General features: G+C 60.1%; 15 protein-coding genes. 5 read left to right on the top strand and 10 right to left on the bottom strand.

Annotated elements, in window-relative coordinates:
- Window positions 1-16: 16 nt before the first annotated feature.
- The 4 genes from CGA22_RS23125 to CGA22_RS23110 all read right to left on the bottom strand — a co-directional run bounded on the left by CGA22_RS23125 (window position 17) and on the right by CGA22_RS23110 (window position 4,178).
- Window positions 17-781: an amino acid ABC transporter ATP-binding protein gene (locus CGA22_RS23125; RefSeq protein ID WP_003178331.1), complete on the bottom strand. Its 765-nt coding sequence runs from the start codon at window positions 779-781 to the stop codon at window positions 17-19.
- A 10-nt stretch (window positions 782-791) separates the two neighbouring features.
- Window positions 792-1,889 (bottom strand): amino acid ABC transporter permease, encoded by a 1,098-nt coding sequence (locus tag CGA22_RS23120; protein ID WP_041021603.1) that lies wholly within the window; start codon window positions 1,887-1,889, stop codon window positions 792-794.
- Window positions 1,890-1,899: 10 nt separating this feature from the next.
- Complete coding sequence (locus CGA22_RS23115; RefSeq protein WP_041021604.1) at window positions 1,900-3,081, bottom strand: amino acid ABC transporter permease; 1,182 nt, start codon at window positions 3,079-3,081, stop codon at window positions 1,900-1,902.
- A 65-nt stretch (window positions 3,082-3,146) separates the two neighbouring features.
- A complete protein-coding gene (locus CGA22_RS23110; protein WP_041021605.1) occupies window positions 3,147-4,178 on the bottom strand; it encodes an amino acid ABC transporter substrate-binding protein in 1,032 nt (343 codons plus the stop codon).
- 474 nt (window positions 4,179-4,652) lie between these two features.
- Here CGA22_RS23110 and CGA22_RS23105 point away from each other — a divergent pair, with 474 nt between their 5' ends.
- From CGA22_RS23105 to CGA22_RS23085, 5 genes are all read left to right on the top strand, one after another.
- Window positions 4,653-5,309 (top strand): alpha/beta hydrolase, encoded by a 657-nt coding sequence (locus CGA22_RS23105; RefSeq protein WP_041021606.1) that lies wholly within the window; start codon window positions 4,653-4,655, stop codon window positions 5,307-5,309.
- 89 nt (window positions 5,310-5,398) lie between these two features.
- On the top strand, window positions 5,399-6,865 hold the full coding sequence (rhlB, locus tag CGA22_RS23100; protein WP_041021607.1) for an ATP-dependent RNA helicase RhlB: 1,467 nt from the start codon (window positions 5,399-5,401) through the stop codon (window positions 6,863-6,865).
- Between the two features lie 127 nt (window positions 6,866-6,992).
- Window positions 6,993-7,940, top strand: a complete 948-nt coding sequence (locus tag CGA22_RS23095) for an ornithine cyclodeaminase family protein (RefSeq protein WP_041021608.1) — start codon at window positions 6,993-6,995, stop codon at window positions 7,938-7,940.
- Window positions 7,941-8,115: 175 nt separating this feature from the next.
- The gene (locus CGA22_RS23090; protein WP_041021609.1) at window positions 8,116-9,243 is read left to right on the top strand and encodes an NAD(P)/FAD-dependent oxidoreductase; all 1,128 of its coding nucleotides are present in this window, start codon (window positions 8,116-8,118) and stop codon (window positions 9,241-9,243) included.
- Between the two features lie 88 nt (window positions 9,244-9,331).
- Window positions 9,332-9,958 carry a transcriptional regulator gene (locus tag CGA22_RS23085; protein ID WP_041021610.1) on the top strand — a complete coding sequence of 209 codons (627 nt, stop codon included), beginning with the start codon at window positions 9,332-9,334 and terminating at the stop codon, window positions 9,956-9,958.
- A gap of 125 nt (window positions 9,959-10,083) precedes the next feature.
- Here CGA22_RS23085 and CGA22_RS23080 read toward each other — a convergent pair whose 3' ends face one another.
- From CGA22_RS23080 to CGA22_RS23055, 6 genes are all read right to left on the bottom strand, one after another.
- On the bottom strand, window positions 10,084-10,860 hold the full coding sequence (locus CGA22_RS23080) for an ABC transporter substrate-binding protein (RefSeq protein WP_041021611.1): 777 nt from the start codon (window positions 10,858-10,860) through the stop codon (window positions 10,084-10,086).
- A 237-nt stretch (window positions 10,861-11,097) separates the two neighbouring features.
- On the bottom strand, window positions 11,098-11,550 hold the full coding sequence (gene moaE, locus CGA22_RS23075; protein ID WP_041021612.1) for a molybdopterin synthase catalytic subunit MoaE: 453 nt from the start codon (window positions 11,548-11,550) through the stop codon (window positions 11,098-11,100).
- 3 nt (window positions 11,551-11,553) lie between these two features.
- A complete protein-coding gene (moaD, locus tag CGA22_RS23070; protein ID WP_041021613.1) occupies window positions 11,554-11,796 on the bottom strand; it encodes a molybdopterin converting factor subunit 1 in 243 nt (80 codons plus the stop codon).
- A complete protein-coding gene (gene moaC, locus CGA22_RS23065; RefSeq protein ID WP_024777617.1) occupies window positions 11,793-12,266 on the bottom strand; it encodes a cyclic pyranopterin monophosphate synthase MoaC in 474 nt (157 codons plus the stop codon). The genes moaD and moaC overlap by 4 nt, the downstream gene beginning before the upstream one ends.
- A gap of 277 nt (window positions 12,267-12,543) precedes the next feature.
- On the bottom strand, window positions 12,544-13,938 hold the full coding sequence (locus CGA22_RS23060; RefSeq protein WP_188258717.1) for a PhoH family protein: 1,395 nt from the start codon (window positions 13,936-13,938) through the stop codon (window positions 12,544-12,546).
- Window positions 13,939-14,274: 336 nt separating this feature from the next.
- Window positions 14,275-15,399 (bottom strand): polysaccharide deacetylase family protein, encoded by a 1,125-nt coding sequence (locus CGA22_RS23055; protein ID WP_041021628.1) that lies wholly within the window; start codon window positions 15,397-15,399, stop codon window positions 14,275-14,277.
- Window positions 15,400-15,723: the final 324 nt, after the last annotated feature.

Here is a 15,723-nt window from a genome sequence, read left to right as displayed (position 1 = left end):
CATGACCTGGCGTCGATCAATGCAGAATCTGGCTCAGGAACAGCTTGGTGCGGTCGTTCTGCGGGTTGTCGAAGAAGTCGTTCGGCGCCGCCTGTTCGACGATTTCACCCTTGTCCATGAAGATCACGCGGTTGGCCACGGTGCGGGCGAAGCCCATTTCGTGGGTTACGCACAACATGGTCATGCCGTCTTCGGCCAGGCCGATCATGGTGTCGAGTACTTCCTTCACCATTTCCGGGTCGAGAGCCGAGGTCGGCTCGTCGAACAGCATGATTTTCGGTTTCATGCACAGGGCGCGAGCGATGGCCACACGCTGCTGTTGACCGCCGGAGAGCTGGCCCGGGTACTTGTGCGCCTGCTCTGGAATGCGCACGCGCTCCAGGTAATGCATGGCGATTTCCTCGGCCTTGCGCTTGGGCATCTTGCGCACCCACATCGGCGCCAGGGTGCAGTTCTGCAGGATGGTCAGGTGCGGGAACAGGTTGAAGTGCTGGAACACCATGCCGACTTCACGGCGGATCGCTTCGATCTGCTTGAGGTCGTTGGTCAGTTCCACGCCATCGACCACGATGCGGCCTTGCTGGTGCTCTTCCAACCGGTTGAGGCAACGGATGGTGGTGGATTTGCCGGAGCCCGACGGGCCGCACAGCACGATACGCTCGCCCTGCTTGACGTTCAGGTTGATGTCTTTCAAGACATGGAACTGGCCGTACCACTTGTTGACGCCCTGCATCTGAATAATGCCTTCAGGGCTCACAGGCTGTTTGATTGCTTCGCTCATTACAGAACTCCTAACGCTTGTGGCCAGTGTCGAGCTTGCGTTCCAGATGCATGGAATAGCGCGACATACCAAAACAGAAAATCCAGAACACCAGGGCGGCGAACACATAGCCTTCAGTGGCCATGCCCAGCCATTTCGGGTCGGCGGCAGCTTGTTTCACGCTGTTGAGCAGGTCGAACAGGCCGATGATGATCACCAGGCTCGTGTCCTTGAACAACGCAATGAAGGTGTTGACGATGCCCGGGATCACCAGCTTCAGGGCTTGCGGCAGAATCACCAGGCCCATGCTGCGCCAGTAACCCAGGCCCATCGCCGCAGCCGCTTCGTATTGCCCCTTTGGAATCGCTTGCAGACCGCCGCGCACCACTTCGGCCACATAGGCCGACTGGAACAGGATGACCCCGATCAGCGCTCGCAGCAGCTTATCGAAGTTCATGCCTTCAGGCAGGAACAGCGGCAGCATCACCGACGACATGAACAGCACCGTGATCAACGGCACGCCACGCCAGAACTCGATGAACGTCACGCAGACCACGCGGATCGCCGGCATGTTCGAACGTCGCCCCAGGGCCAGCACGATACCCAACGGCAGCGCGCCGGCGATACCGACGGTAGCGATCACCAGGGTCAGCATCAGGCCGCCCCATTGGCTGGTCGCCACGGCATCCAGGCCGAACACGCCACCATGCAGCAGGCACCAGGCGACGATCGGGTACACCACCAGGAAGCTCAGGCCATAGATTGCCTTGCGCGGGAAGCGCGAGATGAACAACGGCGCCGCGCCGATCACTGCCAGCCACACGGTCAGGTCCACGCGCCAGCGCAGATCCGTCGGGTAGTAGCCGTACATGAACTGACCGAAACGCTGTTGGATGAACACCCAGCAGGCGCCTTCCTTGGTGCAGTCGGCGCGGGTAGTACCTACCCAGTTCGCATCCAGGATCGCCCAGTGCAGCAGCGGTGGGATAATCAGGTAGATCAGGTAGAACGCAAACAGGGTCAGCAGCGTGTTGATCCAGCTGGAGAACATGTTGGCGCGCATCCACGCCACCACACCGATGCTGTTGCTCGGTGGAGGCATGTCGGGTTTGAAAGTATGGGATGTCATGCGCGTTTCCTCACCGCTCGATCAGCGCAATGCGCTTGTTGTACCAGTTCATCAGCAGGGAAATGCTGATACTGATCGCCAGGTACACACTCATGGTGATCGCAATCACCTCGATGGCCTGGCCGGTCTGGTTCAACACCGTACCGGCGAACAGCGACACCATTTCCGGGTAACCGATACCGGCCGCCAGGGAGGAGTTTTTTGCCAGGTTCAGGTATTGGCTGGTCAACGGCGGAATGATCACGCGCAGGGCCTGCGGGATGATCACCTTGCGCAGGGTCGGACCGTTGCGCAGCCCCAGGGAGCGGGCCGCCTCGGTCTGGCCGTGGCTGACCGACTTGATGCCCGAACGCACGATCTCGGCGATGAATGCCGCGGTATACACGGTCAACGCCAGGGTCAAGGCCAGCAGCTCCGGGATCAACACCCAGCCACCGACGAAGTTGAAACCCTTGAGCTCCGGCATTTCCCAACGCACAGGAGCACCGAACACCATCGCGCACACGGCCGGAATCACCAGGAACAGCGCCAGGCCCACCCAGAACTTGTGGAACGGCTCGCCGGTCGCTTCGAAACGCTTGTTGGCCCAGCGAGTCATCAACACGATGGCGACAATCGCCAGCACGACGCTGACCACGAACGGCCAGAACCCATCGGCAATCAGCGCGGCCGGCATGTTCAGGCCCCGGCTGCTGACGAAGAAGGTGTCGCCGAAGTTATGACTGTTGCGCGGCCCAGGCATGCTCAGAAATACAGCGAAGTACCAGAACAGGATTTGCAGCAGCGGTGGGATGTTACGGAAAACCTCCACGTAGACGGTCGCCAGCTTGGAGATGATCCAGTTCTGCGACAAGCGCGCGACACCGATGATGAAGCCGAGGATGGTCGCCAGGATCACCCCGATGAAGGTCACCAGCAACGTGTTGAGCAAACCGATGACAAAGACGCGGGCATAACTGTCCGCTTCGGTGTAGTCGATCAGGTGTTGAGCGATGCCGAACCCGGCACTGCGTTCCAGGAAGCCGAAACCGGACGTGATGCCCCGGTGCTGGAGGTTGGTCTGTGTGTTGTCGAACAGGAACCAGCCCAGCGTGATAACCGCCACCACAGTGACGATCTGAAATACCCACGCACGCACTTTTGGATCGCTGAGGCTGAGCCTCTGCTTTGGTGCGCCGATTGAATTTTGCATGAAGTGCCCCGCAAAGAATGGAACAGAACATCACCCGGTGGTTGGCCCACCGGGTGATAGAACCATCAGCGCACTGGTGGTGCGTATTGGATGCCGCCGGCGTTCCACAGCGCGTTCAGGCCGCGGTCGATTTCCAGCGGGGTGCCCTTGCCGAGGTTGCGCTCGAACATTTCACCGTAGTTGCCGACTTGCTTGACGATCTGCACGACCCAGTCTTTCGGCAGTTTCAGGTCCTTGCCGTATTCACCGTCAGCGCCGAGCATACGAGCGACGTCCGGGTTCTTGGTGGACTTGGCTTCGGCCTCGACGTTCTTCGAGGTCACGCCGGCCTCTTCAGCGTTGAGCAGTGCATAGCCGGTCCAACGCACGATGGCCAGCCACTCGTCGTCGCCATTACGCACGACCGGGCCCAAGGGTTCCTTGGAAATGGTTTCCGGCAGAACCACGTAGTCCTTCGGCGAAGCCAGCTTGCTGCGCTGGGCGAACAGCTGGGATTTGTCGGAGGTCAGTACGTCGCAACGACCGGATTCCAGCGACTTGGCGCTTTCATCGGAGGTGTCGAACGTGATCGGGGTGTACTTCAGGCCATTGGCGCGGAAGTAGTCGGAGACGTTCAGTTCGGTGGTGGTACCGGCCTGGATGCAGATGGTTGCACCGTCCAGTTCCTTGGCGCTCTTGACGCCCAGTTTGTTGTTGGCCAGGAAGCCGATGCCATCAAAGTAGGTGATGAAGCCTGGAAACTTCAGGCCCATGCCCGCGTCACGGGAGCTGGTCATGGTGGAGTTACGCGAAAGCACATCGATTTCGCCGGACTGCAGCGCGGTGAAGCGCTCCTTGGCGTTCAACTGGCTGAACTTGACCTTGCTTGCATCACCGAATACCGCAGCGGCAACCGCGCGGCAGAAGTCAGCGTCGATACCGACGATCTTGCCGGTCGAATCAGGCACCGAGAAACCCGGCAGGCCATCGCTTACGCCGCATTGCACAAAGCCTTTCTTCTGTACGGCGTCCAGGGTTGCACCCGCCTGAGCGAACCCGCTAACCCCGAGCACTGCAGCAGCAGTCACTACTGCCAGGGTGGATTTCAGTAACTTCATTCAAACCTCCAGTTTTGCTCTTGTTGTGTCGGAGCTTGAGTCCTATCGCACCCTTTTGGGGCATTGCCGACCCTTGTTGGCTTTTTTTAGGGTCAACCGACGTCTGGACCTTCGCTATGAGTCTATTAATGAGGACGGTGTGCCATTGGCAGCCATACCCACTTCTCACCAATCGGCCGAACGGGCTGTAGCCCTTCACGTTCGCGAAGCCCGTAGCGGCTATTGGCGAACATCCATCACCGGATTTCCGATATCCCATGCGTCGCGTCGAGCTGATAGTGTTACCGCGCAGCGTAAGATTCATCACTCGGGTATCCTCATAGCAAAGCCCGTACCAGACCGTCGCGCTGGGCCCTTGAGAATTACGTCAAGACAAAAAGTTGTAATTTTGCGACATCTAATTAACTGAGACGCCGGGCACGCACCGTAACCATGCACTGATAGAGCGCGCCCGCACAGATTTGGAGCACAGCCATGACCGACCCCCTGATTCTCGAGCCCAACGGCACTGCGGACGCATGTGTTATCTGGCTCCACGGCCTGGGCGCCGATCGTTATGACTTCATGCCGGTAGCCGAAATCCTGCAGCAAAACCTGCACACCACGCGTTTCGTTCTACCCCAGGCACCGACCCAGCCAGTAACGATTAATGGTGGCTATGCGATGCCCAGTTGGTACGACATCCGTGCCTTGAGCCCGGCGCGCGCCATTGACGAGCAGCAACTGGAAGTGTCGGCCAAACGAGTCATGGACCTGATCGAAAGCCAGCGAGCCAGCGGAATAGACGCCTCGAGGATCTTCCTGGCCGGTTTTTCCCAAGGCGGTGCGGTGGTCTATCACACGGCTTTCGTGAAGTGGCAGGGGCCGCTGGGCGGCGTGATCGCGCTGTCCACCTATGCGCCGACATTCGGTGATGAACTGCAATTATCCGCCAGTCAGCAACGCATTCCGGTCCTGGCGCTGCACGGGCAATACGACGAAGTGGTGCTCAACCCCATGGGCCGGACCGCAAAAGAGTATTTGAAGCAGCATGGTGTCACCGTGACATGGCAGGAATACCCAATGGGCCACGAAGTGTTACCCGAGGAGATTCGCGACATCGGCACCTGGCTGGCCGAACGCTTGCGCTGAATCGCCGCCAAGCCTTTGACGAACCCACTACGCCGCGCCCGTTTCTTGCATTACACTGGCCGGCGTACATTCCTTAACCAATCGATGAGATGACCGTGCTCAAAGCACTCAAGAAGATGTTCGGTAAGAGCGAGGCCGAGCAGCTCGCGCCTGGCCCCAGCGCCCCGGTCCAAGGCCCGAGCCATACCGAAGCGCCACAACAATCGCGCCGCTCCGCACCTGTTGCGCAGACGAAAAAAGAGCCGGTGACCTCGCCTGACGCCGCTCCTGCGCCGGACAAGCCGCGCAACGAAGCCCCCAAGCCACGCCGCGAACGCGCACCGAAGCCACCGGTCGTCGCCTGGAAGCTCGAGGACTTTGTCGTAGAGCCCCAGGAAGGCAAGACCCGCTTCCACGATTTCAAGCTTGCCCCGGAACTGATGCATGCCATCCAGGACCTGGGTTTCCCCTATTGCACGCCGATCCAGGCCCAGGTGCTGGGTTACACCCTGGCCGGCAAGGACGCCATCGGTCGCGCCCAGACCGGTACCGGCAAGACCGCCGCGTTCCTGATCTCCATCATCACCCAGCTGCTGCAGACGCCACCGCCCAAAGAGCGCTACATGGGCGAACCGAGGGCACTGATCATCGCGCCGACCCGCGAGCTGGTGGTGCAGATCGCCAAGGACGCCGCCGACCTGACCAAATACACCGGCCTGAACGTCATGACGTTTGTCGGCGGCATGGACTTCGACAAGCAGCTCAAGCACCTCGAAGCCCGTCATTGCGACATCCTGGTGGCAACGCCCGGCCGCCTGCTGGACTTCAACCAGCGCGGCGACGTGCACCTGGATATGGTCGAGGTCATGGTGCTGGACGAAGCCGACCGCATGCTCGACATGGGCTTCATCCCGCAAGTGCGCCAGATCATTCGCCAGACCCCACCGAAAAGCGAACGCCAGACCCTGCTGTTCTCCGCCACCTTCACCGAGGACGTGATGAACCTGGCCCGGCAATGGACCACCGACCCGGCCGTCGTCGAGATCGAAGCCGAGAACGTCGCCAGTGAAAACGTCGAACAACATATCTACGCGGTAGCTGGTGCCGACAAGTACAAGCTGCTCTACAACCTGGTCAACGACAACGGTTGGGAACGGGTCATGGTGTTCGCCAACCGCAAGGACGAAGTGCGGCGCATCGAAGAACGCCTGGTGCGCGACGGCGTCAATGCGGCCCAGCTGTCAGGTGACGTGCCCCAGCACAAACGCATCAAGACGCTCGAGGGTTTTCGCGAAGGCAAGATCCGTGTGCTGGTGGCGACCGATGTGGCCGGCCGCGGCATTCACATCGACGGCATCAGCCATGTGATCAACTTCACCCTGCCGGAAGTGCCGGACGACTACGTGCACCGCATCGGCCGTACCGGTCGTGCGGGTGCCGAGGGCGTGTCCATCAGCTTCGCCGGAGAGGACGACTCCTATCAGTTGCCGTCCATCGAGGCACTGCTGGGTCGCAAGATCAGTTGCGAAATGCCGCCAACCCATCTGCTGCGGCCGGTTGAGCGCAAACGTCCCTGACAGTCGCCCTCGCCCAAAAAAGCGCAGCCCTCGACGGCTGCGTTTTTTTTTGCCCGGCATATTGCTCCAATAAACTAAAAGTCCATAATGGACAAATTAGTTTAATACGAAGCCCTCCGGAGTTCTGATGTCCAGCACACCTTACGTGATGACCCAAGCCCAGGCTCGCGCGCTGCTCGGGCAAGTCGATGTGCCACACATTCTGCGCAAACTGTTTCGCGACCTTGCAACCGGGCAGGCGCTGCAACCGGCACAGCAATGGGTGGAATTTCCCCAGGGCGCCGGGGACTTCATCAACTACCTGGGGGTGCTGGCCGAAGATCAGGTCTATGGCGTCAAGACGTCACCCTACATCGTGCGCGAACAGGGCCCGCTGATCACCGCCTGGACCTTGCTGATGTCGATGCGCACCGGCCAGCCGCTGTTGCTGTGCGATGCCGCCGAACTGACGACCGCCCGCACCGCAGCCACCACGGCCGTCGCCGTCGACGCCCTCGCCCTGCCCCACGCCCAACGCCTGGCCGTCATCGGCAGCGGTGCGGTAGCGCGGGCGCACGTGCATTACGTCAAGGGCTTGCGGGATTGGAAGACCATCAGCCTCTACTCGCCCGGCCTGCAGAGCAAGACGGCACAGGAACGCGCGTCGATCACCGGCCTGGATCCGCGCCTGGAGATTGCCGACAGCCTTGCGGCGGCGGTACACGATGCCGATGTGGTGATGCTCTGCACCTCGTCCGCCAAAGCGGTGCTGGATCCGAAGACACTGGGCAAACCGGCGCTGATCACTTCAATCAGCACTAACGCCCCGCGCGCCCATGAAGTGCCACCCCACAGCCTCGATGACATGGACGTGTACTGCGACTATCGTCAGACCACCCCAGGCTCGGCCGGCGAGATGCTGATCGCTGCCGAACAACATGGTTGGCAACCGTCGAGCATCATCGGTGACTTGCCTGAACTGCTCAGCGGACAGGTTGCGCGACCAGACCTAGAGCGCCACGTGTTCTTCCGCTCCATCGGCCTGGGACTGGAAGATGTGGCGCTGGCGAATGCGCTTTACCAACTCCGCAACTGATACAGCACATTCCCCCGTGGGAGCGAGCCTGTGGGAGCAAAGCTTGCTCGCGATGAACGAAAACACGGTCAATGGATCGAGGCGTCTTCATCGCGAGCAAGCTCGGCTCCCACACAGGCTCGCTCCCACAAGGAACCCGCGACATTCCCGGGACCGCGCTCCATAGGAGAGCTTCATGACCTCAGCAGATTTCATCATCATCGGCGGCGGCATTGCCGGTGCCTCCACCGGCTACTGGCTGGCTCCCCATGGCCGGGTCATTGTGCTCGAACGTGAATCCCATCCGGCCTACCACTCCACCGGACGTTCAGCGGCGTTGTTCACCGCCGCCTATGGCACGCCTCAGGTACGGGCATTGACCCTGGCCAGCCGTGACTTCTTCGACGCGCCGCCCGCCGGCTTCTGCGAACATCCCCTGCTCACGCCCCGGGGCGAGATGACCGTGGACTTCACCGGTGATCCGGCCGAGCTGAACACTCAGTACCTCAGCGCCAAGGCCACCGTGCCGCAGATGCAATTGCTCAGCGCCGACGAAGCCTGCACGCGTCTGCCGATCCTGCGCCGGGAAAAAGTCCATGGCGCCATCTATGACCCCACGGCCGCCGACATCGACACGGATGCGCTGCACCAGGGTTACTTGCGCGGCATCCGCCGCAACGGCGGCGAGGTGCACACCGACAGCGAAGTCCTGGACCTGATTCGCGATAACCAGGGGCTGTGGCAGGTGAGAACGGCCAACCGGACCTTCACTGCGCCGATTCTGATCAACGCGGCCGGTGCCTGGGCCGACCAGGTTGCGCAAATGGCCGGCGCCCGGACGTTGGGCCTGCAACCCAAGCGGCGGGCGGCCTTCATCTTCGCCGGCCCCGAAGGCCTGGACATCCATGACTGGCCGATGCTGGTGAGCCTCGACGAATCCTTCTACATGAAGCCCGATGCCGGCATGTTCCTGGGCTCGCCGGCCAACGCCGATCCGGTGGAGCCCCACGATGTACAACCGGAAGAGCTGGACATCGCCCTGGGTATCTACCAGATCGAAGAAGCCACTACCCTGAGCATTCGCCGCCCGACCCGCACTTGGGCCGGGTTGCGCAGTTTTGTCCACGACGGCGATCTGCTGTCCGGGTTCGACCCGCAGCTACCCGGATTCTTCTGGGTCGCCGCCCAGGGCGGCTATGGCATCCAGACCTCCCCGGCGATGGGCCAGGCCAGCGCAGCGCTGGTGCGCGGCGAACCACTGCCCGAAGCCCTGGCTCGCTTCGGCCTGAGCAGCGCAATGCTGTCGCCAGCGCGACTTGCCTGACCTACCTGGAGGTGACGCATCGCCACGATTGCGGCACACTCCCTGCGCCCCTGCTTCACGGGGCGCCGACGCTGCCTGGAGCCCTGTGATGACTGCCCCGCAACCCGATCCGGCCATGGACAATTTCCACACCATCGCCGATGCCATCGCCACCCTGTTCTATCCTCACGCCGAGGTGGTGCTGCACGACCTGCGCACGCAGAAAGTCGATTACATCGCCAACAACCTTTCCAAGCGCGAGATCGGTGACGACTCGTCCCTGGAGGACATGCTCAGCGAGGATGTCAACGAACGGAACATCGGTCCGTATGAAAAGCTGAACTGGGACGGACAGAAGATTCGCAGCCTCAGCAGCGTCTTGCGCGATGCCGAAGGCCGACCATTGGCGGTACTGTGCATCAACCTGAATATTTCACTGTTCGAGAATGCCAAGGCCGCGCTGGACCTGTTCCTGTCACCCGGCAAGTTGATTCCGCAGCCCGACTCTCTGTTCCGCGATGACTGGCAGGAGCGCATCAACACCTTCCTGCACGCCTGGATGCGCGAGCGTCAGTTGAGCCTGAACCTGCTGACTCGCGACCATAAACGCGAACTGGTGCTGGCGCTGCACGCCGAAGGTGCCTTCAAGGGCAAGAGCGCCTCCAATTACGTGGCCAATGTGCTGAACATGGGGCGGGCGACGGTGTACAAGCACTTGAAAGAGTTGAAAGGCTGAGGTTGCGTCGCCTGGACTGACGCCATCGCGAGCAGGCTCGCTCCCACAGGCGATCGGTGGCGAACACATTATCTATGTTCAATGAGATCCAATGTGGAAGCGAGCCTGCTCGCGATGACAATCAATCAGTCACCATAAATATCCGACTTGAAATACTTGGCCTCGATCTTCTGGTACTCGCCGTTGGCCCGAATCCCATCGATGGCCTTGTTCAAATCCGCCACCAACTGGGCATTGCCCTTGCGCACCGCAATGCCAGCACCTTCCCCAACGTACTTCGGGTCCTTGAGTTCAGGACCGACAAACCCGTAGTCCTTGCCCCGGGGCATCGACAGGAAATCTTCCAGCGGAATGGTGTCGGCAAAAATCGCATCCAGGCGAGCCGATGCCAGGTCCATGTAGATTTCTTCGTTATTGCTGTAGCGCTTGACGATCACGCCTTTGGGTTCGAGAACTTCGGTGGCGTAGCGGTCGGTGGTGGTCGCCCGCTGCACACCCACGGTCTTGCCCTTCAGGCTCGCGTACTGATCATCCACCACCGCTCCCTTCTTCATGACCAATCGCGATGAGGTGAAGTAGTACTTGTGGGTGAAATCCACCGACTTCTTGCGCTCCTCCGTGATGGTCATGGACGACAACGCCATGTCGATCTTCTTCACCTTCAACGACGGAATCAGCCCGTCGAATTCACCCTCGACCCACTCGCAGTTGACCTTCATCTGCGCGCACAGCGCATTGCCGATGTCGTAGTCGAACCCCACGATCTTCCCTTCCGAGGTCTTGGAAGCAAACGGCGGGTAAGCCGCTTCGATGCCGATGCGCAGGGTCTTCTCAGCGGCGAACAGGCTGCTGGAGGCCAGCAGGCTCAGAGCCAGGCCAGTGATAAGGGGGAATTTCTTCATGATCGTTCTCTCGCGGGATTGTTGTTGGTTTGGCAGAGAAAAAGCAGGCACGACTAATTATGTACTTATAAATCCATACTGGACTTTAATGTACAGATCGTCAATTGAAGAAATGATGGAAGGCTGATGCCCCCCATCGCGAACAGGCTCGCTCCCACAGAGGATCCCGGTTTGCACGGATCCAATGTGGGAGCGAGCCTGCTCGCGATGACGGACTATCAGCTAACCAAGGAGTGTCTACTGCTTCCAGCGATCCGCCGCCGCATGGTCACTGTCCCGTCCCTCGACCCAGCGCGGGCCTTCCGCAGTGTTTTCCTTCTTCCAGAACGGGGCACGGGTCTTGAGGTAGTCCATGACAAAGGCGCAGGCGTCGAATGCCGCCTGGCGATGGGCACTGGCGGCAGCGACGAAGACGATGGGCTCGCCCGGCTCCAGGGCGCCGATGCGGTGCAGCACTTCCAGCTTCAGCAGCGGCCAGCGCTGCTGCGCCTCGATGGCAATCTTGCCCAGGGCTTTCTCGGTCATGCCCGGGTAGTGCTCCAGGAACATCCCGGACACGTCCAGGCCGTCATTGAAATCCCGCACGTAGCCGACAAAACTCACCACCGCGCCTACACCGACATTGGCCGCGTGCATCGCGTTGACTTCGGCGCCCGGATCGAACGGCTCGGCCTGTACACGAATCGCCATGACTCAGCCTCCGGTCACCGTGGGAAAGAAGGCGACTTCGTCGCCATCCACCAGTGGCTCATCGAGCTGACACAACTCTTCGTTGCGGGCACACATCAGGTTCTGCTCGCTCAACACCTCGAAGCCCGGGCGATCCGCCAACAGCGTGCGAACGTCGTCTACGGTAGAGAACTGATCCTCGACGCTCAAAGCGTCCATGCCCACGGCCTCGCGGTAACGGGCAAAGAATTTCACATTGATTTTCATGACGCGTCCGCCTGGAAATGACCACTCTTGCCGCCGAGCTTTTCCAGCACCCGCACCCCTTCAATGGTCATGCCCCGGTCCACGGCCTTGCACATGTCATAGATGGTCAGCGCGGCAACGCTGGCGGCGGTCAGGGCTTCCATCTCCACCCCTGTTTGTCCCGAGAGCTTGCAACGGGCAACGATGCGCACCCGATCCTCCCCTTCGGCATTGAGCTCGACCTTGACGCCGGTGAGCATCAGCGGATGACAGAGCGGAATCAGATCGCTGGTTTTTTTCGCCGCCTGGATGCCGGCAATGCGTGCGACGGCGAACACATCGCCCTTGGGGTGACCGCCGCTGACGATCATCTGCAGCGTAGCGGGCAACATGCGCACAAAAGCTTCGGCGGTGGCCTCACGGAACGTCACGGCCTTGTCGGTCACGTCGACCATGTTGGCGCGACCTTGGGAATCGAGATGGGTCAGCACAGGGTTACTCCTGATCAGGAGCGTCGATTGTAAACCCGTGAGTCAAATTCCGGCACGCCTGATTGTCGCATCTGCTCTTGCCTATGAGAGCCGGCTCGCTGAAGTAGAGCTTGCTGTGGGAGCAAGGCTTGCCCGCGATCAAGTTGATGCGGTCTGTCAGAAATCGCGGTGTCTTTATCGCGAGCAAGCTTTGCTCCCACAGCAGGCTCGCTCACAGGGTTATTTGGCGTGTTTAGGAACCGGGCGACCACAAGGTCGCCCGGTTTTTTTTCAGGGGTTACAGATGGGATTCGGCGTATTCGGCCAGGATCGAGCGCGGTACACCTTGCAGGGTGATGTGGACCCCGTTGGGGAAGTCTTTGAAGCGTTCGGTCAGGTAGGTCAGCCCGGAGCTGGTCGCGGACAGGTAAGGGGTATCGATCTGCGCCAGGTTACCCAGACACACCACTTTGGAACCGGCGCCGGCACGGGTGATGATGGTTTTCATCTGGTGCGGGGTGAGGTTCTGGCATTCGTCGATCAGGATCAGGCTTTGCTGGAAGCTGCGGCCCCGGATGTAGTTGAGGGATTTGAACTGCAACGGCACCTTGCTGAGGATGTAGTCGACGCTGCCATGGGTGCTTTCGTCATCCATGTGCAAGGCTTCGAGGTTGTCGGTAATGGCCCCCAGCCAGGGCTCCATTTTTTCCGCTTCGGTACCGGGCAGGAAGCCGATTTCCTGGTCCAGGCCCTGCACGCTGCAGGTGGCGATGATGCGCCGGTAACGCTTGCTGACCATGGTCTGCTCGATGGCGGCGGCCAGGGCCAGAATGGTCTTGCCGGAACCGGCGGCGCCGGACAGGTTGACCAGGTGGATATCCGGGTCGAGCAAGGCGAACAGAGCCAGGCTCTGGTAGATGTCACGGGGTTTGAGGCCCCAGGCCTCCTGATGCAGCAAGGGTTCCTGGTGCAAGTCGAGAATCAGCAGCTTGTCGTCCTCGATCTCCTTGATCCAGCCGACGAATCCCTGCTCGTCGATGATGAACTCATTGATGTGCACCGCCGGCAGGTTGTCGATCAGTTGCACCTGATGCCAGGTGCGACCATGGTCCTGGCGGGTATCGACCTTGCTCACGCGGTCCCAGAACGAGCCCGTCATGGTGTGGTAGCCATTGGGCAACAGCGAGACGTCGTCGACCAATTGGTCGGTGCTGTAATCCTCCGCCGCAATCCCGCAGGCTCGGGCCTTGAGGCGCATGTTGATGTCTTTGGTCACCAGCACCACGGCGCGATCCTGGTTGCGCGAATGCAGGTCGATCAATTGGTTGATGATGATGTTGTCGTTCAGGTGTTCGGGCAGTACCAGGTTGGGTTCAGTGCGCTTGCTCATCAGGATCGAGAGCAGGCCCTTGGGGCCGCCTTTGCCGCGCTGGATCGGTACGCCCAGCTCGACGTCTTCGGGAGAGGCATCCCCCAGGGTCTTGTCGATCAGGCGAATCGCCTGCCGGCATTCGGCCGCGACGCTGTGGTGGCCGCTCTTGAGCTTGTCCAGCTCCTCGAGCACGGTCATCGGGATGGCAACGTGGTGTTCTTCGAAATTCAGCAGGGCGTTTGGATCGTGGATCAATACGTTGGTATCGAGTACATACAGGATTGGCTGGTTGGAGGAAGGGCTACGTCCGTGGTCATCCATACTCGGTCACCTTTGTGGGGGCCATTCGACGCAATACCATGACAGTGCTGCGCCTCGAGGTAGCCACCGAATTCACCCGCGAGGATTGAGGTGAACTGCACACAAACGGGGTCTTGGAAGACGCCACCTGTGTTGCAGGTTTCGGCGGTCTGACTTCTTGATACCCCAAAAACCATGACAGGAAAAAGCACTTTGACGCTTTTTTGAAGTTTATTTTTCAGAGTGACGAAAAGCCCTTGGCGTACCGTCGCTACGCCGTTAAAGTCGGAAGTCCGCTCGTCACGAATGCGCAGCGGATTTTTCCTTTCCCCCAATGTTTCCGGGCCTTCTACGGCTTCAGCGGAACGCCTCCTGACAATCCTCCCAACCGATTCCGCTTTGCGCCGTCTGCGTAATGAGCCAGGGCATCGCCGTCTTCACCGCATCCTGCTTGGCGTTGAAGTTGATCACTCCATGGCGCCACAACAGCATCAAGGTCAACGCGCGCTGAGCACTCTGCTCGGGCTTGAGCCGGTTGGTGCCGTCCTGGGGATCGATATCCCACAACGCGACTTGCAGGCCCTGCTGCCTGAAAAATGCCTCGGCATCGCCACGCCGCTGGCCCTGGGGCGGGCGGAACAGCGGCACGTAGTTCTCCGGCAGCTTGCCCTTGACCAGGTCGACACTGCGCCGTATCGAGTCTTGCCAGTCCTGCCAATAGCTATGGGAACGGAATTCCCAGCCCTGAACACCCACACACTGTTCCGAATATAACGACTGGAGGTTGTTGACCGAGTCCTCCACCAGCCGCGCCTGGATGTCCTTGCCCAACACAAAAAAGGTGCCGTTCATATTCAACTTGCGCAAGTAATCCGCCAGCCACGGAGTATTGTCCGGCGCAACATTGGCACCGCTGTCGAAGGTCAGCAGAAACAGCCGGTCATGCATGTCCTCGCCATTGCGTTCGTAATCGCCGAATCGTTCGATTTCGCTGCTTGTTTGCGGAAAAAGCGCGGCTTTTCGCAACAATTCGTCCCGGTATTGGGTATGAAAAATCTGGCTTGGCCCGGCCCATTTGAAATAGAACGAGTCTTCATCCAGATGAAACCTGCGCGCCTCGTCACGCAAAGTCGCCATGTCCTCCACCAGGTAACAGAAAGAGGCGTCCTGATCACAGCTCTGCTGGGCAAAGTTGTAGCTGGCCAGTAACCGCTGCCACAACCGTGCACGCAGGGTGGTGATTGCCGCCATGTTCACCGAGCGCAATCCCAGGTACTGCTTGAGGGCGATTTCGTCCATGGCATCGGTGTCCAGCAAAACCCGGGCGAACATCAGAATCTCGGCCCGCGAAGCGACGTCGAACAGGGTCGGGCTGGTCAGTTGCTCCGGCCAGGTACTGCGGTCCAGGGTGGCGATGTCGTTGGGCGCGGCAGTGGCAGTGAAGCTCAAGAGCCAGGCCGATAACAGAAGCACGATACGCAAAGGGATGTCTCCATAACGAAACCCGCGCGGCATCATAGCTGATCCAAGAACGACGCCCGCTTATCTCATTGCTCGAACAGGGCTTTTGTGGCGAGGGGATTTATCCCCGCTGGGCTGTGAAACAGCCCTAAAAGCGCCCGCGCGGTGCTTCAGGCTGATCTCGCTTCACTTTGTTGGGCCTGCTGCGCAGCCCAGCGGGGATAAATCCCCTCGCCACAATTGAGGGGCTTTGAATATTTCCTTTACACCACGATCACCTATTACCCCGATAGCTGGAGTCCACCCGGACAACCCCCTAGAATCGCCGCACCCTCAAAGGAGACG

The organism is Pseudomonas sp. PSB18 (genome assembly GCF_014596565.1).
GTDB lineage: Bacteria > Pseudomonadota > Gammaproteobacteria > Pseudomonadales > Pseudomonadaceae > Aquipseudomonas.
Note: the sequence above shows the minus strand (reverse complement) of the source record. Positions and strands in the feature narration are given on the sequence as shown.

Bases quoted from the DNA above. Each gene is read 5' to 3' on its own strand.
- CGA22_RS23090 (WP_041021609.1), top strand. From the start codon at position 8,116: ATGACCTCAGCAGATTTCATCATCATCGGCGGCGGCATTGCCGGTGCC.
- CGA22_RS23115 (WP_041021604.1), bottom strand. From the start codon at position 3,081: ATGCAAAATTCAATCGGCGCACCAAAGCAGAGGCTCAGCCTCAGCGAT.
- CGA22_RS23120 (WP_041021603.1), bottom strand. From the start codon at position 1,889: ATGACATCCCATACTTTCAAACCCGACATGCCTCCACCGAGCAACAGC.
- CGA22_RS23080 (WP_041021611.1), bottom strand. From the start codon at position 10,860: ATGAAGAAATTCCCCCTTATCACTGGCCTGGCTCTGAGCCTGCTGGCC.
- CGA22_RS23085 (WP_041021610.1), top strand. From the start codon at position 9,332: ATGACTGCCCCGCAACCCGATCCGGCCATGGACAATTTCCACACCATC.
- moaD (WP_041021613.1), bottom strand. From the start codon at position 11,796: ATGAAAATCAATGTGAAATTCTTTGCCCGTTACCGCGAGGCCGTGGGC.
- CGA22_RS23110 (WP_041021605.1), bottom strand. From the start codon at position 4,178: ATGAAGTTACTGAAATCCACCCTGGCAGTAGTGACTGCTGCTGCAGTG.
- CGA22_RS23095 (WP_041021608.1), top strand. From the start codon at position 6,993: ATGTCCAGCACACCTTACGTGATGACCCAAGCCCAGGCTCGCGCGCTG.
- CGA22_RS23060 (WP_188258717.1), bottom strand. From the start codon at position 13,938: ATGGATGACCACGGACGTAGCCCTTCCTCCAACCAGCCAATCCTGTAT.
- CGA22_RS23125 (WP_003178331.1), bottom strand. From the start codon at position 781: ATGAGCGAAGCAATCAAACAGCCTGTGAGCCCTGAAGGCATTATTCAG.
- moaE (WP_041021612.1), bottom strand. From the start codon at position 11,550: ATGGCGATTCGTGTACAGGCCGAGCCGTTCGATCCGGGCGCCGAAGTC.
- CGA22_RS23105 (WP_041021606.1), top strand. From the start codon at position 4,653: ATGACCGACCCCCTGATTCTCGAGCCCAACGGCACTGCGGACGCATGT.
- rhlB (WP_041021607.1), top strand. From the start codon at position 5,399: ATGACCGTGCTCAAAGCACTCAAGAAGATGTTCGGTAAGAGCGAGGCC.